Annotated in this window: 15 protein-coding genes; 8 read left to right on the top strand and 7 right to left on the bottom strand. The window is 71.9% G+C overall.

All coding sequences use genetic code 11. The features are described 5' to 3' along the window. Positions 1-3 precede the first annotated feature (3 nt). Positions 4-3,819: a S8 family serine peptidase gene (locus AB0I32_RS16515; protein WP_357507836.1), complete on the bottom strand. Its 3,816-nt coding sequence runs from the start codon at positions 3,817-3,819 to the stop codon at positions 4-6. 115 nt (positions 3,820-3,934) lie between these two features. On the opposite strand from AB0I32_RS16515, the gene AB0I32_RS16510 reads away from it, so the two are divergent. Then, entirely contained in the window at positions 3,935-4,960 is a 1,026-nt protein-coding gene (locus tag AB0I32_RS16510) for a DUF6879 family protein (RefSeq protein WP_357507834.1), read from the top strand. 30 nt (positions 4,961-4,990) lie between these two features. Here the strand turns inward: AB0I32_RS16510 and AB0I32_RS16505 are convergent, their stop codons facing one another. Continuing rightward, complete coding sequence (locus tag AB0I32_RS16505; RefSeq protein WP_357507832.1) at positions 4,991-5,956, bottom strand: NAD(P)-dependent oxidoreductase; 966 nt, start codon at positions 5,954-5,956, stop codon at positions 4,991-4,993. A 60-nt stretch (positions 5,957-6,016) separates the two neighbouring features. On the opposite strand from AB0I32_RS16505, the gene AB0I32_RS16500 reads away from it, so the two are divergent. From AB0I32_RS16500 to AB0I32_RS16485, 4 genes are all read left to right on the top strand, one after another. Next, the gene (locus tag AB0I32_RS16500; protein WP_357507830.1) at positions 6,017-7,012 is read left to right on the top strand and encodes an NADP-dependent oxidoreductase; all 996 of its coding nucleotides are present in this window, start codon (positions 6,017-6,019) and stop codon (positions 7,010-7,012) included. Between the two features lie 68 nt (positions 7,013-7,080). Then, positions 7,081-7,947 (top strand): alpha/beta hydrolase, encoded by an 867-nt coding sequence (locus AB0I32_RS16495; protein WP_357507828.1) that lies wholly within the window; start codon positions 7,081-7,083, stop codon positions 7,945-7,947. A gap of 59 nt (positions 7,948-8,006) precedes the next feature. Continuing rightward, positions 8,007-8,801 (top strand): strictosidine synthase, encoded by a 795-nt coding sequence (locus tag AB0I32_RS16490; protein ID WP_357507826.1) that lies wholly within the window; start codon positions 8,007-8,009, stop codon positions 8,799-8,801. Positions 8,802-8,871: 70 nt separating this feature from the next. Then, positions 8,872-9,471: a TetR/AcrR family transcriptional regulator gene (locus tag AB0I32_RS16485; protein WP_357507824.1), complete on the top strand. Its 600-nt coding sequence runs from the start codon at positions 8,872-8,874 to the stop codon at positions 9,469-9,471. A gap of 76 nt (positions 9,472-9,547) precedes the next feature. Here AB0I32_RS16485 and AB0I32_RS16480 read toward each other — a convergent pair whose 3' ends face one another. Further along, positions 9,548-9,958, bottom strand: coding sequence for a nitroreductase/quinone reductase family protein (locus AB0I32_RS16480; protein WP_357507822.1), 411 nt, complete (start codon positions 9,956-9,958; stop codon positions 9,548-9,550). A gap of 350 nt (positions 9,959-10,308) precedes the next feature. Here AB0I32_RS16480 and AB0I32_RS16475 point away from each other — a divergent pair, with 350 nt between their 5' ends. Continuing rightward, a complete protein-coding gene (locus tag AB0I32_RS16475) occupies positions 10,309-14,310 on the top strand; it encodes a S8 family serine peptidase (RefSeq protein ID WP_357507820.1) in 4,002 nt (1,333 codons plus the stop codon). A 167-nt stretch (positions 14,311-14,477) separates the two neighbouring features. Here the strand turns inward: AB0I32_RS16475 and AB0I32_RS16470 are convergent, their stop codons facing one another. Next, on the bottom strand, positions 14,478-18,296 hold the full coding sequence (locus AB0I32_RS16470; RefSeq protein WP_357507818.1) for a phosphodiester glycosidase family protein: 3,819 nt from the start codon (positions 18,294-18,296) through the stop codon (positions 14,478-14,480). Between the two features lie 253 nt (positions 18,297-18,549). Then, complete coding sequence (locus AB0I32_RS16465) at positions 18,550-19,977, bottom strand: MFS transporter (protein ID WP_357507816.1); 1,428 nt, start codon at positions 19,975-19,977, stop codon at positions 18,550-18,552. A gap of 71 nt (positions 19,978-20,048) precedes the next feature. Here AB0I32_RS16465 and AB0I32_RS16460 point away from each other — a divergent pair, with 71 nt between their 5' ends. Then, positions 20,049-20,525, top strand: coding sequence for a helix-turn-helix domain-containing protein (locus AB0I32_RS16460; RefSeq protein WP_357507814.1), 477 nt, complete (start codon positions 20,049-20,051; stop codon positions 20,523-20,525). A 13-nt stretch (positions 20,526-20,538) separates the two neighbouring features. Here AB0I32_RS16460 and AB0I32_RS16455 read toward each other — a convergent pair whose 3' ends face one another. Beyond that, on the bottom strand, positions 20,539-21,294 hold the full coding sequence (locus tag AB0I32_RS16455) for an aminotransferase class IV (protein ID WP_357507812.1): 756 nt from the start codon (positions 21,292-21,294) through the stop codon (positions 20,539-20,541). An 87-nt stretch (positions 21,295-21,381) separates the two neighbouring features. Between AB0I32_RS16455 and AB0I32_RS16450 the strand changes: the two genes are divergently transcribed. Continuing rightward, positions 21,382-22,398, top strand: a complete 1,017-nt coding sequence (locus AB0I32_RS16450) for a LacI family DNA-binding transcriptional regulator (protein WP_357507810.1) — start codon at positions 21,382-21,384, stop codon at positions 22,396-22,398. 160 nt (positions 22,399-22,558) lie between these two features. Here AB0I32_RS16450 and AB0I32_RS16445 read toward each other — a convergent pair. Beyond that, a partial coding sequence (locus AB0I32_RS16445; RefSeq protein ID WP_357507808.1) for a DUF222 domain-containing protein occupies positions 22,559-23,758 on the bottom strand: 1,200 nt, incomplete at its 5' end.

Genomic DNA, 23,758 nt, shown 5'->3' with positions numbered 1-23,758 from the left:
CTGCTAGCGCCTGACCCCGAACGCCGAGACGACCTCCTGGGTGACGGCGTTGCCTGCGTCGTCCCGGGCGGTCGCCCGCAGCGAGACCAGCTCGGCGCCGCGAGACGGGATGCGCAGGCGGGTCACCCAGTGGTCGCCGTCCTTGGACAGCTTGGCCTTCGACCAGCTGTCGCCGCCGTCGTAGCTGACGTCGAGCGTCGCCCCGACGACCTGACCGGCGCGCGGAGCGCCAGGCACCGTGTACGGCGCCACCACGAACGGGACGGTGCTGCCCGCCCGCACCGTCCCGTCGAGCGCGGTGTCGACGTCGTAGTCGAGCTGGACCAGCGGCAGCGGCGTGCCCTGCTGGCCCGGCACGGCGTCGTCCGCCTGGTCGGCCACGAAGGTCCACGACGTGCGGGTGCTGGTCGAGTACCGGTGCTGGTCGTCCGCGGCGTCGGTGTCGATCTCGAACCGGTACTCCTGCGTGCCGTCGGCCACCGGGACCGTCGTCTGGACGGCCTGGCCGATGCTCTCCCGGACCAGGGTGTCGCCCTGGTAGAGGCGGGAGGTCACCGGGGTCTCGCCCCACGGGAAGCCGCCGGTGATGCCGTCCTGGCCGCTCGACGGGGCCACGTTGACCGCGAACCAGTCGCCGCCGTGCCACGGACCCCAGTAGCCGTCGCCCGTGCGGGGCGCCGTCACCGGGGCGAACCAGTCGCGCACGGTGGTGCTGCGGGGCTCGTACGCCTGCCGCACCCCGCGCTGCCCCCAGCCGCTCTCGTGCTGCACGTCCTCGTACCAGGTGACGTCGTCGTAGGTCGAGACGTAGTCGGTCCGGACCGTCGCCGTGTCCTGCAGCGCGTGGACGCTGAGGCACGGCGGCCACTGGTAGTCGCGGCAGTCGGCGCGGTCGTCGAGGACCAGCCGCTCCTCGGTATCGTTGTAGCGGCTCTCCACGGTCGCGAGCTGCCGCGTGGTCGGCGCGAGCGCGAGGTTGCCGGGGATCTCGCCGGGCCAGCTCCGCGACACGTCGTACAGGTAGGACGGGAACTCCTGGGCGGTGCCGGTCAGCGTGAGCCGCCCCGTGGCGGCCGCCGCGAGCAGCTTCGGGCCCTCGGCGGCAGTCACCGAGACGACGGGCAGGTCGTCGCGCGTGACGTACTCGACCAGCGGCCCCGGACGGTCGTTGACCACCACGAGCAGCGCCGCGCCGGCGGCCTGGGCCGCGGCCTCGCGCTCCTCGGCGGACACGGCAGCGTCGCGGGTGACGAGCACGGCCTTGCCCTCGGCGTCCACGCTGTCGTACTCGGCGGCCGTGCCCGTGCCGGCCGCCACGGCCCGCAGGGCGACCCGGCCGTCGAGACGGGCGGACCCGGCCTGGTAGACCGGCTCGAACCGGACCGGCCGCGGCGTCCATGCGCGGACGTCGAGCGCCGGCTCGATGGCCCGCCACCGCACGCCGAAGTCGAAGTCGGCGCTGTCGACCGCGCCCGTTGGCACGGCGAAGAACGAGTCGACGTCGAGCGGCACGGCGTAGGTGGCGCCGAACGTCGCGAACGTCCCGCCGATGCCTGAGTCGTTGAAGAACTGGAACCGCCGGTGGGCGACCTCACTCTCCTGGGGCGTGTCGAGGGTCAGCTCGGTGGCCTCGCGTGCGTCGAGGACCAGCGACTGGTCGGAGTCGTCGACGACGACCTGCGGGTCGCCGACCAGGGCGACGCCGGTCGAGCCGGCCCCCTTGGAGCCGTCGACGTCGAGGAACGCGGTGGCGGAGTACACGCCGGGCAGCAGGCGCTGCGTGGGCACCTCACCCGTGGCCGGGTCGATGGGCAGGGTGCTGACGAACTGGTCGCCGTAGCGGTAGAAGTCCACCCAGCCCGTGGCAGGCTCGCCGGAGCGGTCGAGCGCCGTGATGTCGAGCCCGTACCGCTCCTCCTCCTTGACGAGCGCCGTCGAGGTGCGGACCGCGACCTCGCCCAACGCGTCCGTCGCGACCACGGCACCGCTGTACTTGCCCGGGAGCGGGGCGTCGTCGGCGTCGGCGGAGACCGTGACGTCGGCGGTCCCGCCGGCGGGCACCACGACCTCGTCGGCGGAGAGGGTCACCAGGTCGCTCGGGGCGCCGTCGGGTCCGACGACGTCGGTGCTCAGCGCGAGCGTGACGTCGGCGTCCGTGGTGTTGGTGTAGGTGACGGTGCTGGTGGCGGGCTCGTCGCCGTCGTGCGGCCAGCCGTAGAAGCCGAGGAACCCGCCGCCGGAGGCGTCCACGCCGTCGAGCGCGGCCGGGACGTCCAGACGTCCCGTGCCGACCTCGTACGCGGGGGCGTCGATGTCGGCGGCCGACGAGACCAGTGCGGACTTGAGCTGCTCGCCCGTGAGCTCCGGGTGCGCGCCCTTGAGGATCGCCGCCGCGCCCGCGACGTGCGGGGTGGCCATCGAGGTGCCGTCCATCGAGACGTACCAGCCCTCGCCGCCCGACTGCTGGGACCGGGCCGCGAGGATGCCGACGCCGGGTGCGGTGAGGTCGGGCTTGATCGCGTGGTCACCCACGCGCGGGCCGTAGCTGGAGAAGTCGGCGCGCACGTCGCCGTCGTCCACCGCGCCCACCGTGAGAGCGGCGTCCGCGGTGCCCGGGCTGCCCAGCGAACCCTCGGCGTAGCTGTTGCCCGCCGCGACGACGAACAGCGCACCCGTCTCGGCGCTCAGCGCGTTCAGCGCCTGCGCCATGGGGTCGGTGCCGTCGTTCAGGCTGGAGTCGCCGAGGCTCATGGAGACGACGTCCGCGTTGGCGGCACCCCACTCCATGCCCGCGATGATCCAGGAGTCGAGGCCGTAGCCGTCCTTGTCCAGCACCTTGCCGACCAGCAGGTCGGCACCCGGCGCGACGCCCCGGTACAGGCCGTCGCTCGCGGCGCCCGAGCCGAGCACGGTGGACGCGACGTGTGTGCCGTGGCCCTGCACGTCGGTGGCCGCCTCCTCGCCGGGTACGAACGACCGCGCCTCGGTGACCGAGTCCGCGACGTCCGGGTGCGTGGCGTCGATGCCCGTGTCGAGCACCGCGACGGTCGCGCCCGTGCCGTCCAGGCCGGCCGCCCACGCCTCCGGCGCGCCGATCTGCGCCGTGCTGCGGTCCAGGGTGGCCTCGGCCTTGCCGTCGAGCCAGATCTTCTCGATCCCGCCGGCGAACGAGCCGGCGTCCGCCGCGGCGGAGCGCGCGGAGGCACGGTCGCCGGGAGCGGCCACCGCCGACCAGAAGGCGTCGGCCGCGGACTTGTCCGCGGTCACGGCGTCGGCGTCGATGCTCGGCAGGTCGAGCGTCCGCGTGGCACCGGGCAGCTCGGCCGAGCGCGCGCGGGCCGGGGCCCGCTCCAGGATCAGCGGCGTGGCGTCCATGGTCTCGTCGTCGTACCCGAGCTCCAGGAGCGCGGTGACGTCGAACAGCCGCCGGTCGAGCGTGCCCGCCGACAGGTACGGCAGCGCGGCGTCGGGGAGCACATAGAGGTGGTCGCCGACCTGCTGGGTCCGCACGGCTCCGCCGTCGGCCGGCTCGACGCCGATCGTCAGCGCGCCCGAGTCGGTGGTGCCGACGTCGACGACGTCACCCGTCACCAGGGTGACCGTGGTCCGGCCGTCGGCCAGGGCGGGTGTGCGCGGCGCGGTGCCGGCCGCGGTGCTGGTGCCACCCGCCCTGGTCGTGCCGGGGGGCGGCTCGGGAGCCGTGGATGCGTGCGCGCTGCTCATCACCGCGGCCGCCAGGACGGACGCGGTGACTGCTGCGACAGTCCGGGTGGCGGCTCTGGTGACCGCCGGTAGGGCGCGGCGGGTTCTGGATCTCATGGTGGTGGACACTCCCAGCGGGCACGACACCTCACAAGGGCCGCGTCCTGGCGGCTTTACGGCATGGCGTGACTCCGCCAGAGTGGGGCCGCCCGCAACCTGACGGAGGAGTGCCATGCTCGGCGACGTGCTCGGACTGACCCCTGACGAGACCCTCGCGTACAGCGAGCTCGTCGCCATGCCCTCGGCGACCGTCGCCGACCTCGCGGCGGCGCTCAGCGCCTACGGGACGTCGCTGGGTGACGCGCACCGCCTGCTGCGGCGGCTGGAGGACCACGGCCTGGCCGCCCGGATCACGGGGGACGAGCGGCGGTTCGCTGCCGCGCCGCCCGCCATCGCGCTCGGCGCGCTGCTTGCCCGGCGGCAGAACGAGGTGCGGCACGCCGAGGTCGAGCTGAACCGCTTGGAGGAGGTCTACCGGGTGGCCGCCGCCGGCCGGGGCCCCACGGACGTGGTCGACGTCGTCCGGGGCGAGGACGCCGTGCGGCACCGGTTCGAGCAGCTCCAGCTGGGGGCGCGGGAGCGGGTCGACGCGTTCGTGCGGCCGCCGGTGATCGTGACGTCGAGCCAGGAGAACTCCGCCGAGGACCAGGCGGTGGCGCGCGGGGTGCGGTACCGCGTCGTGGTCGAGCGCAGCATGCTCGAGACCCAGGCCGTGACGGTCGACGAGGCGGTGGAGGCGACCGAGGCCGGGGAGGACGTCCGGTTCGCGCAGCGGGTCCCGCTCAAGCTGATCGTCATCGACCGGCAGCTCGCCCTCATGCCGCTCACGTCGTCCGGCGACGTCGTCGGCGCCCTGCTGGTGCGCGAGAGCGCGCTGCTCGACGCCCTGATGGCGCTCTTCGAGATCGTCTGGGAGCACGCGACGCCGCTGCTCGTCGGTACGGACGGGCTGGCGGGTGGCGTGGCGCACCAGGTGGACGACGACGACGCGCGGATCCTCGGGCTGATGCTCGCCGGCCTGACCGACCAGGCGGTGGCCAAGCAGCTCGGCACGTCCCTGCGGACCGTGCAGCGGCGGGTGCGAGCACTGATGGACCTCGCGGACGTCGAGACGCGCGTGCAGCTCGGGTGGCACGCCGCGACGCACGGCTGGGTGCGGGCGGGGGCGCCGGCGTCGGCGGTCACCGTTCCGGTCTGAGGCCTGCGCCCCCGGCTCGAAGCGGCTCCCTTACGGCGTGCCGACCACGTGGTGCCTGGCGCGGAACCCGAGCACCTGCTCGGCGGCCGTGAGGTCGTAGGGCACCGCGCGCCCCTCGATCGGCCGGCGCACCGGAGTGTCCGGGTGGTACCGGCGCAGCAGCTCCGCAGTAGGCGCGGGCACCAGCGTCTCGGGCGCCGCGACGTGGATGACGACGGCGCCGTCGGCGGCACAGCCGAGCGCCAGCCAGGCCGCGTCCGCGGCGTCGCGCGTCTCCAGGTAGGCCCACAGGCTCCCCGCGCCGATCGCCGGGTCCTTCGCCACGGCGTCCGCGTACTCGGGGAGCCGCTCGTCGGTGCCCCCGATGAACGGGTACCGCAGCGCGACCACGGGCATCCCGTAGCGCCGCGCCATCATGTCGGCGGTGAGCTCGTCCGCCCGCTTCGAGAGGGCGTACGCGTCGGCGGCCTGGTCGGGCGTGTCCTGGTCGACGGGCACGTAGACCGGGTGCAGCTCGCGCCCCGCGAACGGGAGACCTGAGGCGGCCTGGCTGCTAGCGATCACCGCACGGCGGACGCCGGCGCGCCCCGCCGCGTCGAGCACGGTGAAGGTCGACAGCGTGTTGGTCCCGAAGACGACCTCCGGCGGGTCGTCGAGCGGGGTCGGGATGGCCGCGAGATGGATGACGCCGTCGGCCCCCTCCATCGCCCGCTCCGCCACCTCCGGCGACCGGGCGTCGCCCGCGACGACGCGGTCGGCGGGCAGGTCGCCCGGATCCTCCAGGACCAGCGCGGTGGCGGGCACCGACTCCCTGGCGAGCACGTCGAGGACCGCGCGGCCGATGCGGCCTGCGGCTCCGGTGACCAGTACGCGCTGAAACCGGGTGATGGCGTCCTCCTCGGGTGGATGTCGGGAGTCATTCTGCCCGCGTTCGACGGCATTCGTATGGCATTTGTCGAGCGGTGACGCGCGTCTCAGTGCGCCATCTCTTGACAATTTCAGTGAGTGCGCTCAAAGTTGAGTCAACTCAGAAACACACCCTCGAAGGAAGACACCATGCGCGCGTTCGTCATGACCAGGTACCAGCAGCCGCTGCAGGAGGCGGACGTTCCCGAGCCCGTCGTCGGGGAGCACGACGTGCTGGTCCAGGTCCAGGCCGCCGGGCTCAACACCGTGGACGAGAAGATCCGGTCGGGGGCGTTCAAGGCGTTCCTGCCGTTCGAGCTGCCGCAGGTCATGGGCAGTGACGTCGCCGGAACGGTGATCGGCGTCGGCGCGAAGGTGCGGGACTTCGCGCTCGGCGACCAGGTGTACGCCCAGCCCCGCATGGACCGCATCGGGACGTTCGCCGAGCGGATATCGGTGCACGAGGCCGATCTGGCGCTCAAGCCGGAGACGGCTTCGCTCGAGGAGGCGGGCTCGTTGCCGATGGTCGCTCTGACCGCGTGGCAGGCGCTCGTCGAGAGGGGCAACGTGCGGCCCGGTCAGCGGGTGCTCATCCACGGCGGCGCCGGCGGCGTCGGGAGCATCGCGATCCAGCTCGCCAAGCACCTCGGCGCCACGGTCGCGACCACGGCCAGCGCCGGCAACGCGGACTTCGTCCGGGAGCTCGGCGCCGACAGTGTCGTCGACTACCGCAACCAGGACTTCGAGCAGCTCCTGGACGGGTACGACCTGGTGCTGGACACCGTTGGCGGGGAGACCCTCGAGAAGTCCCTCCGGGTGCTGCGTCCGGGGGGCAAGGTCATCGGGATCGTCGGGCCGCCTGACGCCGCGTTCGCCCGGGAGCGAGGCCTGAACCCCGTGCTGCGCCTCGTGATGGCAGCGCTCAGCGGGAAGGTCCGCCGCCAGGCGCGCAAGCTCGGGGTGGCCTACGAGTTCCTCTTCATGCAGCCCAGCGGCGACCAGCTCCGCCAGATCGGCGCCCTCGTCGACAAGGGCGTGCTGCGCCCCGTCGTCGGACGGGTCTACGACTTCGACCAGACCCTGGAGGCCGTGCAGTCGATCGGCAGGGGCGGCATCCGCGGCAAGGCAGTCATCACCAGGGCCTGACCAGCCTTCTCAACGCCCCACCTTCCACTCTTTACCACCCATCGCAGAAGCTGAAACAGGAGAGCACCATGAGCACCAACGACACCTCGAACGAATCCGTCATCACCTCGTACGCGCTGGCCCCGGCTCGCACGATCGACGCCGGCGGCATCACCTACGCCTACCGGGAGCTCGGCCCGAAGGGCGGCATCCCCGTCGTCTTCTTCGTGCACCTCGCCGGGACCCTCGACAACTGGGACCCCCGGATCGTGGACGCCATCGCGCAGAACCGCCACGTCATCACCTTCGACAACCGGGGTGTCGGCAGCTCGACGGGCAGCGTGCCCGACAGCGTCGAGGCCATGGCCGACGACGCCTACACGTTCATCAAGGCCCTCGGCTTCGACACCATCGACATCTTCTCGTTCTCCCTGGGCGGCATGGTCGCGCAGGACCTGGTGGTCAAGCACCCCGAGCTGGTCCGCAGGCTCGTCCTGACCGGCACCGGACCCCGGGGTGGCAAGGACATGGACAAGGTCGTCGGCGTCACCTACTACGACATCCTGCGCGCGACCCTGACCCGGTCGGACCCGAAGGAGTTCCTGTTCTTCAACCGCAACGCCACCGGCAAGCCCGCCGCGAAGGCGTTCATCAAGCGCCTCCAGGAGCGCACGATCGACCGCGACACGGACATGCCGCTGAAGGGGTTCCGGACGCAGCTCAAGGCGATCCAGAAGTTCGGGCGCTCGGCGCCGTCCGACCTGTCGAAGCTCACGCAACCCACCCTGATCGCCAACGGCGACAACGACCGGATGGTGCCCTCGGTCCTCTCCGAGGACCTGCACCGCCGCATCAAGAACTCGACCCTCGTCATCTACCCGGACTCCGGGCACGGCGGCATCTTCCAGTTCCACGAGAAGTTCGCACCGGTCGCGGCCGAGTTCCTCGCCGGCTGACCGCTCGTCCCACCCCACCCCGCCCTGAACGCCCCGACCGACAGAACGAAGGCAAGGACATGGGTACTGCACCTCGCGCGACGAAGAAGGCGTTCGTCTCCTCGATCCCGCTGTGGTTCCGCACCGACCAGCCGCGCCAGACTGGCGTGGACTACTGGAAGGGCCCGCACTCGAAGATCATCTCCGCGACGCCGGGTTTCGAGGAGTACCGCCAGATCCATCTGGCGGAGCACAACCCCGGGCTGTGGCCGGCGACCCCCGGTGTCCAGACCGCCATCCCCGCCGACCGCCGGATCGACGGCGTCGCCGAGGTCACCTTCCGGTCGGTGCTGTCGCCGCTGCTGGGCCGCAAGCAGACCAAGCTGGCCTACCAGGACGAGATCAACGTCTTCCGGCGCACCTTCCTGTACGCCGGGCCGCCGAGCTCGGCGCGCTGGTACGACGTCGCCGGGCCGGGCCAGCAGGTCGGCGCCCGGGCCCTCGTCTACCTGAGGCGGCGAGACGGCGTCCGGACCGGCGCGTTCCGGAAGTTCCTCACGAACGAGCTCGTACCCGCCCTGGCGGAGACCGGGGTACTGCGGGAGCTGCGCACCCAGGTCTTCCTGCCCTGGAACGAGAAGCTCTGGGACACCCCGAACGTCGCGCACGACAACCCTGTCGACCAGCAGTTCCACGCGTCCCTCATCCTCGGTTTCGCGGACCCGGCGGCGCGGGCGGCCTTCTTCGGGAGCGCCGAGCTCGCGAGGCTGTCCGACATGCTCGCCCCGCACGCCTCCGCCGCTCACGCCTACGAGGTGACCGATGCGCTCACGTTCGTGAAGGACGGCAAGGTGCTCCAGCAGTACGAGCGATGACGGCGCTGGTCACCGTGGAAGAATGACCGCGCTCAGTACTGATCCCACCCAGCAACGAAGGAGGGCAGCCATGCCACTCGCCTCCAAGCCGGTCGGACGGCGCGAGCGGAACAAGCAGCTGAAGCGTGAACGCATCATGGCCGCCGCCAGCGAGCTCTTCGCCGAGCGCGGCGTCGACGAGGTCACCACCCAGGAGATCGCCGACAAGGCAGACATCGGGGCGGGCACGCTGTTCCTCTACGCCAAGACCAAGGGCGAGCTCCTGCTGCTCGTGCAGAACTCCCTGTACGCCGAAGCCCTCGTCCAGGGAAAGCAGGCGGCCGAGGGCATCACCGACCCGCTCGACGCGGTGATGGCGATCGTCCGGCCGGTCGTGGAGTGCAACCGCAAGCAGGTCGACAACGGGCGGACCTACCTGCGCGAGATCGTCTTCGGCGACCCCGCCGAACCGCATCACCGCGAGGCGCTCGGCCTGACGATCCAGACCGAGGAGGCGATCGTCGCGGTCCTGCTCCGTGACGATCGCACCGCGCCGGACGCCGCCACGCTGGCGCACATCGTGTCGGCGATCATGTTCGTCGCCATGGCGCCGACCATCAACAGCGCCAACCCGGTGGACGACGTCGTGCAGGAGATCCGGGCCCAGGTCCGCGTGATCCTTCCGGTGTGACGCCGCCGACGGCCGGCGTGGCCGTCAACCGCGAGCGGGACGGCCCGGCCGGCGGTCGCCGGCCGGGCCGGATCCGTCAGGGGACGAGCCGGAAGATCGGAAAGACGCGGCCCTCCGCCGTCTTCTCGTAGGCGGCGAAGCCGCTCGAGAACGCCTTGAAACGCTCCCACCAGGCGTCGCGCTCGTCGCCGGTGAGCTCCTCGACCTTGGTCTGCAGGGTCTGGACGGGGTCGCCGGGGACCTCGAGGTCCACCTGCTCGGCCCGGCGCAGGCCGTAGACCCAGGCGGGGTTCTTGGGCGAGCCGCCCGCCGACCCGACGATGTGCCAGGCGCCGTCGTCGTGGATGGCCGCGAGCGGCGCGATGCGGATGCTGCCGTCCTTGCGGGGCACGTGGACGAGGACGAGCCCCTTGCCGAACTGGATCGGCTCGTTGACCTCTCCGCCGTTGGCGCGGAAGGTGTCGATGATCTGCTGGTTGAAGTCCATGTCGGCCCCAACGTCGCCGTCTGCTCAGGACATTCCGAGCACGTGCTCGTTAATTCACCCGGTCCGTGGTGAGAACGTCGTCCGGCATGCTCCCGTGCCCGGAATCAAGCCGAACCGCGTTCCCGGAGCGGACCACCGACGGCATCCCCGGGCCTCTCACCCGGGTGACTTTCGTTGCCCTTTGTACCCCCGCCTCACAGAGTGTGACCTGGCACACGCTCGTGGGCCAGTGGTCGCGCCCCGCGCGGGGCGCTTGCACCCCGGAGGCAAGAATGCACAGTCGCATGCCACGACGACGCGCGCCTATCGCTGTCGCAGCGGTCGGCGCCCTGTTGGCAACAGCGGTGGGCGTGACACCTGCACTCGCGAGTACGCCGACGTCGGCCGGGCCACGGCCCGCGGTCACCGCCGACGTCCCGGAGCGGGCGGCGGACAAGATCACGCCCGCCGTGCAGACCCGGTTCGACACCAAGGAGTCCGCCGACTTCTGGATCCGGTTCGCGGACTCGCCCGACCTGGAGCCGGCCAAGGACATCGCCGACTGGGGCGAGCGCGGCCAGTTCGTCTACGACGCCCTGACCAGCACGGCGAAGGCGTCGCAGGCGGACGTCGTCGCCGACCTGAAGGCCGCTGGCGCGGACTACGAGACCTACTGGATCAGCAACGCGATCCTCGTCGAGGACGGCACGGAGGCCCTCGCGAAGCAGGTCGCCGCCAGCCGCGAGGTCAAGCAGGTCCACGAGCGGTTCGTGGCCCAGCCCATCGAGCCGGTCGAGCGCAAGGCGCCGACCGCCAACGCGCCGCTCGCCACCGAGTGGGGCCTTGACGCCATCAACGCGCCCGACGTGTGGGACCAGGGGTACACGGGTGAGGGCATCACCGTGGCCAACATCGACTCCGGCGTCGACGTCGAGCACCCGGCCCTGCTGCAGCACTACCGCGGCTACCTGGGCGACGACGGCCTGAGCAACGACTACAACTGGTTCGACGCGAGCGGCTCGTGCGACGGAGCGCCGTGCGACATCGACGCCCACGGCACCCACGTGATGGGCACCATGGTGGGCGACGACGGCGAGGGCAACCAGATCGGCGTCGCACCCGACGCCGACTGGATCGCGGCCAACGGCTGCGCCACCTGCTCCGACGCGGACCTGCTCGCCTCCGGGCAGTGGATCCTCGCGCCGACGCGCGCCGACGGTTCGGACCCCGACCCGTCCCAGCGCCCGCACGTCGTGAACAACTCGTGGGGCATGCAGGAGCCCGGCGCCATCAACGACTTCATGTCCGAGGAGATCGCGGCCTGGGAGGCCGCGGGCATCTTCGGCGCGTGGGCTGCGGGCAACGCGGGCGAGGCGGGCTGCCAGTCGACGTCGTCCCCCGGGGCGAACCTGGCCACCTACGCGGCGGGCGCGTTCGGGGAGAGCGGCGACATCGCCGTGTTCTCCTCCCGCGGCCCGGGCGAGGAGGGCGAGACCAAGCCGAACCTGTCCGCACCCGGTGACGAGGTGCGTTCCTCCGTCCCCGGTGGCGACTACGCCGCGTTCAGCGGAACCTCCATGGCGTCCCCGCACCTCGCGGGCGCCGTCGCGCTCCTGTGGAGCGCCGCTCCGGTCCTGGTGGGCGACATCGAGTTCACCAAGCAGCTGCTGGACCAGACGTCCACCGACGTCGCCGACGACTCCTGCGGCGGCACCCCCGCCGACAACAACGTGTGGGGCGAGGGCAAGCTCGACGTCGAGGCGCTGATCGCCAAGGCGCCGATCGACGGTTTCGGTTTCGTCGCTGGCACCGTCACCGGGCCCGACGGCGAGCCGGTCGCCGGCGCGCGGGTCACCGCCGGTGAGCGTTCCGACACCACCGACGCGGAGGGCGCCTACCGCCTGGGCCTCGAGGAGGGCGCCCAGGAGCTGAGCGTCTCCGCCTTCGGCTTCCTGACCGGGACCGCGCAGGCCGACGTCGTCGAGGGCGAGACCACCACTGTCGACGTCACCCTGGAGGCCGCGCCCACCACCACCGTCAGCGGCACCGTCACCGACGGCTCCGGGCACGGCTGGCCGCTCGACGCCAAGATCTCCGTGCAGGGCGCACCGAGCAGCGTCGTCGCCTGGACCAACCCGTTCACCGGCAAGTACTCGATCAAGCTTCCTGAGGAGGCGACGCACACGCTGGTCGTGCAGCCGTCCGTGACCGGGTACGGGGCGTTCAGGCAGGAGATCGAGGTGGGCACGGAGCCGACGTCCGCCAACGCCGCGCTGCCCGTCCTCAACGAGTGCACGGCCCCGGGTTACGCCATGACCGGGGCGGGTGCAGGGACCGAGGAGTTCGAGTCCGGCGAGGTGCCCGACGGCTGGACCGTCGAGGACCTCGAGGGCACCGAGCAGGTCTGGACCTTCGACGACGCCTTCGAGTACGGCAACATGACCGGCGGCGAGGGGCTGTTCGCCGAGGTGAACAGCGATGCCTACGGCGAGGACGGGGCACAGGACACGACGCTCACGTCGCCCTCGTACGACCTGAGCGACCTGGAGTCGCCGCTCCTGACGTTCGACCAGAGCTACTTCGCTGTGGACGACTTCGCCGACGTCAACGTCAGCGTCGACGGCGGCGAGACCTGGGCGACGGCGCTGCACCAGACCTCCGACGGGCTCGGCCGCACGATCGTCGCCTTGCCGGGCGCGGGCGGTCAGTCCGACGTACGGGTCCAGTTCCACTACGGCGACGCCGCGTGGTCGGGATGGTGGCAGGTCGACAACGTCGCTCTCGGGGCGTGCACGCCGGTCGACGGCGGCCTCGTGGCCGGGTTCGTCAAGGACCGCAACACCGGTGACGGCGTCAACGGCGCCACGGTGACGGCTGGCGCCGACCACAGCGCCGAGTCCACCGACCCCGAGAACCCGAAGGCGGGCGCCGGGTACTACTCGCTGTTCTCGCCGAAGGTCGGTGCGCAGAAGATCGGCTACGCGGCCAAGGACTACAAGTCCAAGAACGCCTCGGTGAAGGTCGTCGCCGACGCCATCGTCCGGCAGGACGTGAAGCTGGCGGCCCCGCTCCTCACCGTCTCCCCGGGCTCCCTGGCCAGGGAGGTGCAGCTGGGCGGCACCAGGTCCGGCAGCTTCACCGTGACGAACGAGGGCACCGCGCCCGCCGCCGTCGAGGTGGCTCCGGGATCGTCCGACTTCGAGATCCTCGGGTCGAAGGGCGGCTCCGGCGTCATCAAGGGTGCCACCGGTGAGGCGACCGAGGTGCGCACGGCGACGTCGGGCACACAGGCAGCGGTCGCGGACCGAACGGCCGCCGCGAAGGACGGCGACCGCCTGGCACGGAACGGGAAGCGCCCGGGGAAGGCAGTGACTCCGGCGGCCCCGCCGTCGCTGCTGGCGGGCGAGGGAACCACCATCACCCACTCCTCGTCGCAGGACATCACACCGGGCAACTCCGCGGCGTGCCCGGCCGGTCTGACAAAGTTCCTGCGCACGTTCACCCTGGAGGACTTCGAGATCGAGGGTGAGTTCGCGGTGACGAACGTGTCCTTCGGCATCGAGCTCGCCGACAGCGCCTCCGACGTCACGGTCAACCTGTACGAGCTGGACGGGGAGTTCGTCTACGACAACATGACCCTGCTCGGTTCGTCCGTCGTGTCCATCGAGCCGCAGGAGCTCACGATGGTGGACGTGCCGGTCACCGGCACCGCGCCGGCGGGCGGCACGCTCGTGGTCGAGGTGGTCGCGGAGCCCGGGTTCTTCATCGGGTCCAACGCCGAGCCGGAGACGGCGCCGTCGTACATCGCGTCCACGGACTGCAACACGCCCGAGCCCACGACGGTCGCCGAGCTCGGCTTCCCGTTCATGCACACGGTGCTGAACGTGACGGGTGAGACCACCGTCGACGTGCCGTGGCTCGACGTCCAGCCGCCGGCGTTCACGCTGGAGCCCGGACAGTCCGCGAAGGTGTACGTCGACCTCGACAGCAGCCGCGTGGACCAGCCAGGCACCTACACCGCTGGTGTCATCGCGAACGGCAGCACGCCGTACGACGAGCCGCGCGTGCAGGTGTCGCTCAAGGTGACCCCGCCCCCCAGCTGGGGCAAGATCGCCGGCACGGTGACGGGCGCGACCTGTGACGACGAGACCGTCCCGTTGAAGGGCGCCTTCGTGGTCATCGACGGGTCCGAGTACGACGTCACGCTCGTGACCGGGGCGGACGGTGGTTACGCCCGCTGGATGGGGGTCTCCAACAACCGGCTGACGCTGCTCAGCTCGGCGACCGGGTACCCGCCGGAGTCGAAGAACGCGCGCATTATCAAGGGCACGACGGTGGTGCACAACTTCGAGCTGAACGAGTTCTGCGGCTAGTCCGCTCGGACTCGTGACGGAGGCCGGGCCGGCGCGTGAGCGTCGGTCCGGCCCCGGGTGACAGAGGTCCGCTTCCAGGACACGGTCGGGCACGGTCTTCACGCCGGAATCGCGCCCAACGGCATCCTGGAAGCGGACCTTCTCATGTCACCAGCCGGCCGCGCGTCTCAGTGACGCGCGGGACCGTCGTCACCCCAGGCCCAGGTGAGCCTGGTGCTCGTGCCGGTCAGGGGCACCGTCACGGTGCGGTCGACGCCGTCCGTCGTGAGCCGGAGCTCCGCCGTCGACGTCACGTCCGGACGCTCCGGGTCGAACCGCACCCACACCTCGCAGGTGCGTCCCGGGGCGAGCGTCCGGTCGTCGCAGCGGTCGTGGTCGACGGTGAACGGGCCGCGCCGCTCGTCGTCCACGACGTCCACCGAGCGGATCCGCACCGGCTGCGTGCCGTTGCTCGTGATCGTCACCTTCTGCACCTGGCCGCGCGTGCCCACGGGCTGCGCCGTGAACACCGGAGCCTCTGCGGTGATCCGCGGTCCGGCGTTCGCTGCCGGGACGACGGCGATCGTCTCCGACGTCGTGACCGGCGCGAGCGAACCGGATCCGGCGTAGGGCCGCATCGCGTCGTTCGTGACCGAGACGGTCACCTCGCCGCGGCGCAGCGCCGTCAGGGTGCGGGTCTCCGGGTCGAGGACCGCCGTCTTGCCGGCCTTGCGGGCCGACTCGACCGCGCGCTCGCCCGTGCCGATCGCCAGGTTGCGCGACCCGCTCCAGTGCACGGACATCGGGTAGCGCAGCGGCACCACCCGCGTGCCCGGCGCGACGCCGTTGGGCTGCACGACGCTGCCGCTGAGCTGTGCCGTCGCGCCCACCTCGAGCGTCTCGGGCGTGGTCAGCGCGACCGACTGCGCGAACGCGCGGACGTCGGCCTCGACCCACTGCTCGTCCGCGTCCTCGCCCGGGTCCACCGACCAGTTCACCCAGCCGGTGAAGCCGCCCCGGTCCGGGGTGCCGTACGGGCTCTTGCCCGACGAGGGCAGCACCACGTAGGGCACGCCCTCCTCGCGGTGCACGTCCACGATCTGGGCGTGCGACCCCACCATGACGGCACCCTTGTCCGTGCGCTCCCGGAAGCCGGTGAGCATGTTCTGGACCAGGGCCACCTCGTTGCCGTCGCCGAGCTGGCTGGCGGCGGTGTCGCCCGGGTCGGCCACCGGGTGGTGGGCGAAGACGACGACGTTGCGCACCGACCGGTCCTGCTCGGCGTCGGTCAGCGCCTTGCGGAGCATGGGGAGCTGGTCCCACGCCGTGCCGCGGAGCGTGCCGTACGAGCTGGCGAGCAGCACGAACCGCGTGCCCTTGTGGTCGAACGTCCGGTACGGCTGCCCGAACTCGGCGACGAACGGGTCGAGCGTCGCCTGCGTGTTGTTCAGCCCGTACGACTCGTGGTTGCCCGGCACGTAGTAGCACGGCACGGTGCCGCCGCGCGGGTCCGGCGTGCTGCCCGACGGCGGCTCCTCGCCGACCGGGACCAGGTCGCACCCGGCGTCCTCCAGCACCTGGCGGGCCAGCGCGATGTCCTGCGGCAGGCCGCGGTCGGTGATGTCACCGTTGAGGACCACGAGGTCCGGCTTGGTGGCGCGGATCGTGTGCAGCGCCGTGGTGGCGACCTGGGTCAGCTCGGTGTTGTCGGCGGTGAACTGGACGTCGGACAGCGTGGCGAAGTTCCACGTGCCGCGGCCGTCGAGCCCCGCGCCGTCGGCCGAGACGAGCGGGTCCGGCTCCAGGTCGGGGCGCGGGGGCAGCTCGATCGACGTCGGCACGTCGGCCTCGATGCGGTCCAGGACGAACGTGCCCGGCTTCTGCTGGGCGGCGTTGGTGTTGATGCCCTGGAAGCCGGAGACCGCGATCGGGTAGGCCGTGGCCGCCGGAAGCGTGAACGTGGCCTGCTGCCAGTCGTCCGACGCCGTCAGCCCGGTGCCGTAGACGCCGCCGCTCTTGCCGGTGGCGTCGACGTAGGCCAGGTAGGTGAGCCCGCTGGGCACCGCGATGCTGGACCTGAGCCGCATCCGCAGGCGCAGCGGCTGGCCGGGCACCGGGACGCGCACGGCCGCCGACGCCGCGGAGATGCCGACGTTGCGCATCCCCTCGAAGTCGACCCGCAGCCCGTCCGGGTCCGCGGAGAACGTCGTGGCCCGGGTGCTGTTGTTGCGCCAGCGGGCGAGCACGTCGTCGTCGAAGTCGTAGGCGGTGACGTTCTCCACGCCGATCGTGATCGGGAGCTGCACCTGCTCGCCCGCCACGGACACCGTCAGGATCGTCGCCGCGTCCTTCAGCGGGGTGATCCGGAGCCCACCGGCCGCCGCCTCGACGCGCACGACGGAGCGGTCATAGTCCAGCTCCAGGTCGGACGCCTCGATCGGTGCGGTGAAGCCCTGGCCGTCGCGTCCGGTCACGACCACGGTGACGGCGGACGACGTCGCGGCGTCGGCGATCGACAGGCGGTCGGTCGACAGCTCGACGTCGTCGACCGGGCCGAGCACCTGGACGTCCAGGGCGTCGCGCTCGCGGCCGGAGCGTGCGGTGACCTCGATCTCGCCGCGGGCCTTCTCGGAGGTCTCGACGACCCCGCCGTCCACGGACGCGCCGTGGGCGTCCCAGCGCACCGAGCGCGGGTCCACCACGACGGGCGTCTCGTGGTCGTCCACGCCCTTGGCCACCAGGGTGCGCCGCAGGCCAGGGAAGACCTTGACGTCGCCGTCGGCCGAGGCCGTACCAGGGGCCGGTGCGAGCAGCAGGTCGTGCAGGCGCCCGTCACCGGGGGCGACGAACACGCCCACGCCGTTCGGGTCGTTGCGCTCGTGCCCGTCCGATGGCACGTTCCGCAGGGTCGCGTCCTGGTCGCCGAGCGCCCGCGCGACCATGGTGGTCGAGCCGCCGCCGTCCAGGTTGACCGCGGTCTCGACACCGAGCCGGACCAGGTCGCGCGCGGCCTTGTCGATGCCCACGCCGCCCTTGCCCGTACCGCCCGGGCCGTCCCAGGTGGCCAGGACGAGCGTGCGGCCGTCGTCGCGGAAGCCGAGCGCGGTGCGCGGTGCGACCGACGTCTGCAGGCCGTCGACCACCTTGCCGTCACGCACGATCGTGCCGCCGTGGCCGAGCGCGAACTCCAGGTCGCGGGCGGCGTCGTCAGCCAGCTCGTAGCTGAGCGACACCGGGTCGCCCGGCGTGAGCGCACGCAGGGCGTCGGCCGCGCTGTCCCTCCCGACCAGGGCGAACCCGCCCTCGGGCAGCGTCCCGGAACCGGCCGGACCGGACGGCGCGACCGACACCACGGCGCCGTCGTCGACGATCACCTCGGCGATCCGGTCGGCCGCGACACCCGTGAACCCGCGGTTGCGGCTGTACTCGCCCCACACGGGGGTGTACGCGACCATGCCGTTCGCGGGCACGCCACCGCCGTTCGCGGCGTTCACCGCCAGCACGTCGTGCGCGGCGCCCGCCAGGTCGGCGCTCGCGTCGACGGCGAGGTCGACGAGCTGCGCGATCCCGTCGCGGGTCACGCCCACGTGCTCACGCCCGCCGACGTCCGCGGACTTGCGCAGGACGCCGTCCTGCACCTCGCCGCCGAGCGCGGCGTTGCTGTTGCCGATGTCGAAGAACTCGCCGTTGACACCCGCGACGGCGCCCGCCCGGTTGGCGGCGGTGGTCAGCGGACCGGCCGACGCGACCGGGCCGGCCGTCAGCAGGTCGGTGCTGACGGCGTCCTCGGCGAGGTCGACGGTCAGGAAGCGGGCGTCGTACCAGCCGGCCTCGTCCACCGCCTTCAGGTGTCGCAGGCTGATGCCCGGGCCGACGTCCTCGACCGTGTCGGTCAGGGTCAGCTCGTCCGCCTGGGCGACGGACGGCAGCGCTGTCATAAGGGTGGCCGCGGCGACAGCCACGGCCAGGGACCTGGACCACCGGCGATTCGGGGTCGTTGTACTCATGGGGGTTCCTCGTGTGCAGGGGGAGGCGGGCGCATGGTGCACGCCGTCGCGCCGCCGTCGGACGGCGGCGCACGCACACGATCGATCCCTCCGGCCACGCACCGATGAACAGGTTCCGTCAGGCCGATGAACTTATCCGGGAATCACCCGCCGCTCGGCTGGTCCCCAAGGTTCGTCCCGAGCAAGTCCTTGCGCATGCTCCTGGGTGCGGAAGCATGCGCAAGGACTTGCCGGGAAGAGACTTTGGGGACCGTCAGCGCGCTGCCACGGCTGGCCGGCGGGCGCGGACCCAGGTCGAGATGCCGAGAGCAAGGGCCAGCGCCGCGCCGATCGCCGGGACCAGGAGAGCGCGCCGGTAGTCGGACCAGTCGGCGTCCGCGGCGTGCCCCTCGACGAGCGCGATGGTGGCGATCGAGACGCCCAGCGCCGCGCCGAACTGGAACGCCGTGTAGACGACGCCGCCGGCGACCCCGTGCTCGGACTCGTCGAGGCCCGCGGTGGCTGCGGCCGTCAGCGGCCCGTAGACCAGCGCGAACATCACACCGATCAGGATGAGCGACGGCAGCAGGTCGAGGTATCCCCACGAGCCGTCGATGCGCAGCGCCAGGGCGAAGGCCACCGCGCCGGCCAGGAGGCCGGCGACCATCACCGGCGCGTTCCCGAACCGCTTGACGAGCCGGTGCGTGACCAGGGGAGCGAGGATCATGTCCAGGCCCATGACGGCGAACGCGAGGCCCGTCGCGATCGGGGACCAGCCCTGGAACTCCTGCAGGTAGAGCGTGACCAGGAACTGGAACGCGAAGAACGCCCCGATGAACAGCAGCCCCGCGGCGCTCGACCGCAGCAGCAGCCCCTCACGCAGCACCGCGAGGCGCAGCAGCGGGTCCGCCACCCGGCGTTCGATCACCACGAACAGAGAGATGAGCACGGCGGCGGCCACGAACGACATGACCCCGGCAGCGGCCGTCTCGCCCTCACCGATCGCCACGACCCCGTAGATCAGCGCGACCATCGCCGACGTCAGGGTGATCGCGCCGCCCAGGTCGAACCCGCGGCGCGGCAGCTCGGAGACGGTGTCCGGCCGGATCACGGCCCGTCCGGCGATCCAGAGCGCGGCGCCCACGATGACCGGTGCGAAGAACACCCAGCGCCAGCCGACGTCGGTGAGGAAGCCGCCCGCCACCACGCCGAGCGTGAACCCGCCGGCGCCGATGGCGCCGTAGATGGCCAGCGCCCGGTCGCGCAGCGGCCCCTCGGGGAAGCTCGTCGTCAGGAGGCTGAAGCCCGCGGGCGTCATGAACCCCGCGGTGGCGCCGGTGACGAACCGGGCGACGATCAGCACCCAGGCCTCGTCGGCGAGGCCGCCGAGCCCGGAGAAGGCGACGAACACGGCGAGGGCGACCAGGAACGTCCGACGTCGGCCCAGCAGGTCTGCCGTGCGCCCGCCGAAGATCATGAAGCCGCCGTAGGCGAGCACGTAGGCGCTGATCACCCAGTGCGCGTCGGCGGTGGCCAGGCCGATGTCGGCGGCGATGGCCGGCACCGCGACGTTGAGCATCGCGATGTCGATCCCCTCGAGGAACAGCGCACCGCACACGACGGCCAGTACTCCCCAGCCGGTTCGTGCGGCGTTCGCCGACGGGTTCGCTGCCGGCCGTACGGAATCTCGCACGTCTGTCACAAGGATCTCCTCGCTCAAGTCCCGCATGGTTACCACTTGTAACCATGACGATCCTTGGGCACGATCGACGGATGGCACAAGAAGGCACTTTGACGTCACCCGGTTCCCTCGAGGGAACCAAGCCCGTCGGCACCACGGACGTCGGCCGGGAGGACGCCGAGGCGTGCAGGTTCGAGCGTGACCCCTTCCAGTGGGACGCCCGCGAGGACTGCCAGGTGCGGCAGATCCTGGACCGGATCGCCGACAAGTGGTCCCTGCTGGTGATCGCGCTGCTGGACGAGAAGACGCTCCGGTTCGGGGAGCTCGTCCGGGAGATCGACGGGATCAGCAAGCGGATGCTGACGGTGACCCTGCGCAACCTCGAGCGGGACGGTCTCGTCGGCCGCACCGTGTACCCCGAGGTGCCGCCCCGCGTGGAGTACGAGCTGACCGCGCTGGGCCGCACGCTGCTCGGCACCACGCAGGCCCTGGTGAGCTGGTCCGAGGAGCACCAGGAGGAGATCGCCAACGCCCGTCAGAAGTTCGAGGCGGCCAACGCCGCCGGCTGACGCGGGCTTCCGCCTAGACGCGCTCCCACGGGACGTCGGCGAGGCGCTCGACCACTCCGGCGAGGAGTGGCCCGGGCTCGGGCAGCGGCACGTCGTCGATCGAGGTGACGGCGACGACCCCTGTCGAGTTGATCAGGAACGCCCCCGCGAACGCGGCGACGTCGTCCCGCCGCACCGTTCGTCGGGTAGACGGCGTGGTGGCCTCCACCAGCTGCATCGCGATGCCGTGCAGCTGCGGCGCATCCGGCCAGACGACGGTGCCGTCGTCCCGGAGGAACCCGATGTTCGCGATCGACGACTCGGCGAAGGCACCGTCGGGCGCGGTGAGGAGGGCGTCGTCGTACCCGTCGAGGCGGACCCGGCGTGCCCACTCGAGCTGCGCGAAGCTGCCCAGATGCTTGAGGTGCGGGAACGGGCGCAGGTACTGCACGGAACGCAGGCGCTGTGGGGCGGCGGGCGGGTGGTTCGGTTCGGCGACCGACACCGAGATCCGCTCGGCGTCGCGCAGCAGGACCCGCACCGAGGCGTCAGCGGTAGCGGCGGTACCGGCAGCATCGGCAGCGCCGGCCAGGGCGTGCCGCACCAGGTCGCGGACCCGCTCGCCCGGGAGCCGGCGTCCGAACAGCTCGCGGTGCGCCGCGTCGAGCCGGTCGAGGTGGTTCGACAGCCCCTGGACCCCGCCGTCGCGCACCTGCATGGCGGTGAAGTGCCCGTAGGTGCTGAACAGCTCTGCTGCCGTCGCGGGGCGGCCGTCGGTCTCGATATGCACCCTCGGACCCTAGTGAATCGCCGTGATCTCTGCTGGTAGGGATTAATTGCGCCGTCTTCGGCCGCGGTCCGTGATGAGATGGGAGGCGTGAATCGGCGTAGCGACGAAGGCCCAATAACGATCTATGACGTCGCTCGCCAGGCCGAGGTGTCGGTGGCGTCGGTCTCGAACTTCCTCAACTGGCCGGACCGGGTCTCGACGGCGATGAAGGAACGCATCGCTGCCGCCATCGACAGCCTCGGTTTTGTGCCGAGCATGGCCGCGCGACAGCTCCGCGGCCGGCCCAGCGGGATCGTCGGCGCCTCGTTGGTCAACGCCTCCAACCCGTACTTCGGCGGCATCGCCACGGCGGTCGAGAAGCTGGTGGCGGACAACGGGCTCGCCGTGGTGGTGGGCAGCACGCACGAGTCGGCGGTCCAGCAGAAGCGGTTCCTCGACCTGTTCGAGCAGCTCCGGTTCGACGGCGTCGTCGTCTCGCCCTCGGACGACGACCTGGAGCCGCTGCGCCGACGCCGGGACCAGGGCACCCCTATCGTCCTCGTGGACCACGAGGACCCGGAGCACCGCCTGTCGTCCGTCTCGCTCGACCATCGCGAGGGCGGCCGGCTCGCCGCGCAGCACCTGCTCGACGCCGGGCGGCGACGCCTGCTCTTCGCAGCGGGACCCGAGGGCGTGCGTCAGGTCGAACGCCGTCTCGACGGCTGCCGGCTCGCGGTGGGGCAGACGCCGGGCGTCTACCTGGAGATAGTCCGTGCGCCTGACCTCGACCTCGCCGACGGGACCGCCGTGGGGCTGCGGATCGCGGACCTGCCGCCCGACCGCCGGCCCGACGCGGTGGTGGCAGGCAACGACCTGCACGCGATAGGCATCATCGCGGGTCTGACGTCCGCGGGCGTCCGCGTCCCCGACGACATAGCGGTGGTCGGGTACGACGACATCCCGTTCGCCGCCGTCGCCGCCGTGCCGCTGACCACCGTGCGCCAGCCCATCGCGGAGATCGGGACCGCCGCGGCCCGGCTCCTGCTGGACGAGATCGCGCAGCCCGGCCGCGCGTCGCGCGAGGTGGTGCTCGCCCCCGAGCTGGTGGTGCGCGCGAGCGCTTAGCCGAGGATCCCCGGGCGGAGGCCCGTCGGACGGCGTTGGTCTGGTCCCGGCGCGACCTCGGCCATGAGTCGCCGGACGGCGGCTTCGGCGGCCGGCGGCTTCTGCGGGCCCGGCAGCCGGATCAGGTGGATTGCCCGCGGTCGTGCCGGGTCCGGCCTGGTCAGGCGGCTCCGGCGTCCGGCGGATCGGCGGTCGCGTCCGTGCCCGGTCGGAGTTGGGCTTCGATGAGTTCGGGTAGGTGGATGCGGTGCCCGTAGGCGTCGGTGAAGGCCCACCCGGTCTCCAGCAGAGCACCAGCCGTGGTGTCGGCCGGGGCCTTGCCGGTCCAGTGCATGGTGATGCCCTTGGTGTCGACGAGCTGGTGGTGGTACCAGCACAGCAACGCACTGTTGGTCACCGAGGTGTCCCCACCATCAGCCCAGTGGGTGATGGCGTGGTGGACCTCGCACCGTGACGGCGGTTGGTCACACCCCGGATAGACGCAGTGCTGGTCGCGGGCGATGACAGCGCGTCGCATCTGCCCCGACACCGTGCGCTGGGCACGACCCACGTCCAGGACTGCGCCGTCGGGTCCGAACACGATCCGGGTGATCGCACTGTGACACGCCAACCGGCGCAGCAGGGCGCGTGGGGCGCGGCCGCCGGTCTCGGTGAACACCGGACCGCCGGGCGACAGCAGCGTGGACAGTGTCGGCTCCGTTGTATCCCAGCCACCCGGACCTCCACCCGGACCTCCACCCGGACTCGGACTACCGGTCGAACTACTGGTCGGGCTACCGGCCGCAGGGCGTGTGTCCAGCGCGCCTGCACCAACATCCGCGCCGGTGCCGGTGCCTGCACCTGCACCGGTGCTTGTGCCGGGGACCTTCGCACCAGCGCCCGGGCGGTTGCCGCGACCGGGTGTGGCCTGTCCGCAGGACAGGCACAGCCCGTCACGGGTCCTGGTGACCTGAGCGACCAACTCGTTCCAGGACACCGTCACGTTCAGGTGCGGCGCGATCGCCGCCCCCGGGGAGGCCTGGTTGGTGTCCAGCACCACCCGCGCCACATCCGCGAGACCCTGCGCGCGACGCTGCGTGGTGGTGCGGGTGTCTTCCGCGGAGGGTGCGCCCAGGACCGCGTTGATCGCGGTGGTGAGCTGCAGGCCGTGCTCGTCGGTGAGGAACCCGGCGACGTGGTACCCACCGAACGTCTTGGCCAGGTCCAGGAACTCGCCCTGAGCGGCCTTGTCATCATCGAGGTCGTCGGTGTCGGGGTCGATGACCGTCGCGAACCGGCGGGCCACCTTGCGGAACTGGTCCGCGTTCAACACAGTGGCCTCCCGCAGCACCAGACCCTCACCCGTGACCAGAGTCCCGGT

It is taken from the genome of Promicromonospora sp. NPDC050249, assembly GCF_040656015.1.
Lineage (GTDB): Bacteria > Actinomycetota > Actinomycetes > Actinomycetales > Cellulomonadaceae > Promicromonospora.
The sequence above is the reverse complement of the archived record's forward strand: the minus strand, read 5'-3'. Positions and strand labels throughout refer to the sequence as shown.

Coding starts and splice junctions, on each gene's coding strand:
- AB0I32_RS16515 (WP_357507836.1), bottom strand. CDS start 3,819: ATGAGATCCAGAACCCGCCGCGCCCTACCGGCGGTCACCAGAGCCGCC.
- AB0I32_RS16510 (WP_357507834.1), top strand. CDS start 3,935: ATGCTCGGCGACGTGCTCGGACTGACCCCTGACGAGACCCTCGCGTAC.
- AB0I32_RS16500 (WP_357507830.1), top strand. CDS start 6,017: ATGCGCGCGTTCGTCATGACCAGGTACCAGCAGCCGCTGCAGGAGGCG.
- AB0I32_RS16495 (WP_357507828.1), top strand. CDS start 7,081: ATGAGCACCAACGACACCTCGAACGAATCCGTCATCACCTCGTACGCG.
- AB0I32_RS16490 (WP_357507826.1), top strand. CDS start 8,007: ATGGGTACTGCACCTCGCGCGACGAAGAAGGCGTTCGTCTCCTCGATC.
- AB0I32_RS16485 (WP_357507824.1), top strand. CDS start 8,872: ATGCCACTCGCCTCCAAGCCGGTCGGACGGCGCGAGCGGAACAAGCAG.
- AB0I32_RS16480 (WP_357507822.1), bottom strand. CDS start 9,958: ATGGACTTCAACCAGCAGATCATCGACACCTTCCGCGCCAACGGCGGA.
- AB0I32_RS16470 (WP_357507818.1), bottom strand. CDS start 18,296: ATGAGTACAACGACCCCGAATCGCCGGTGGTCCAGGTCCCTGGCCGTG.
- AB0I32_RS16460 (WP_357507814.1), top strand. CDS start 20,049: ATGGCACAAGAAGGCACTTTGACGTCACCCGGTTCCCTCGAGGGAACC.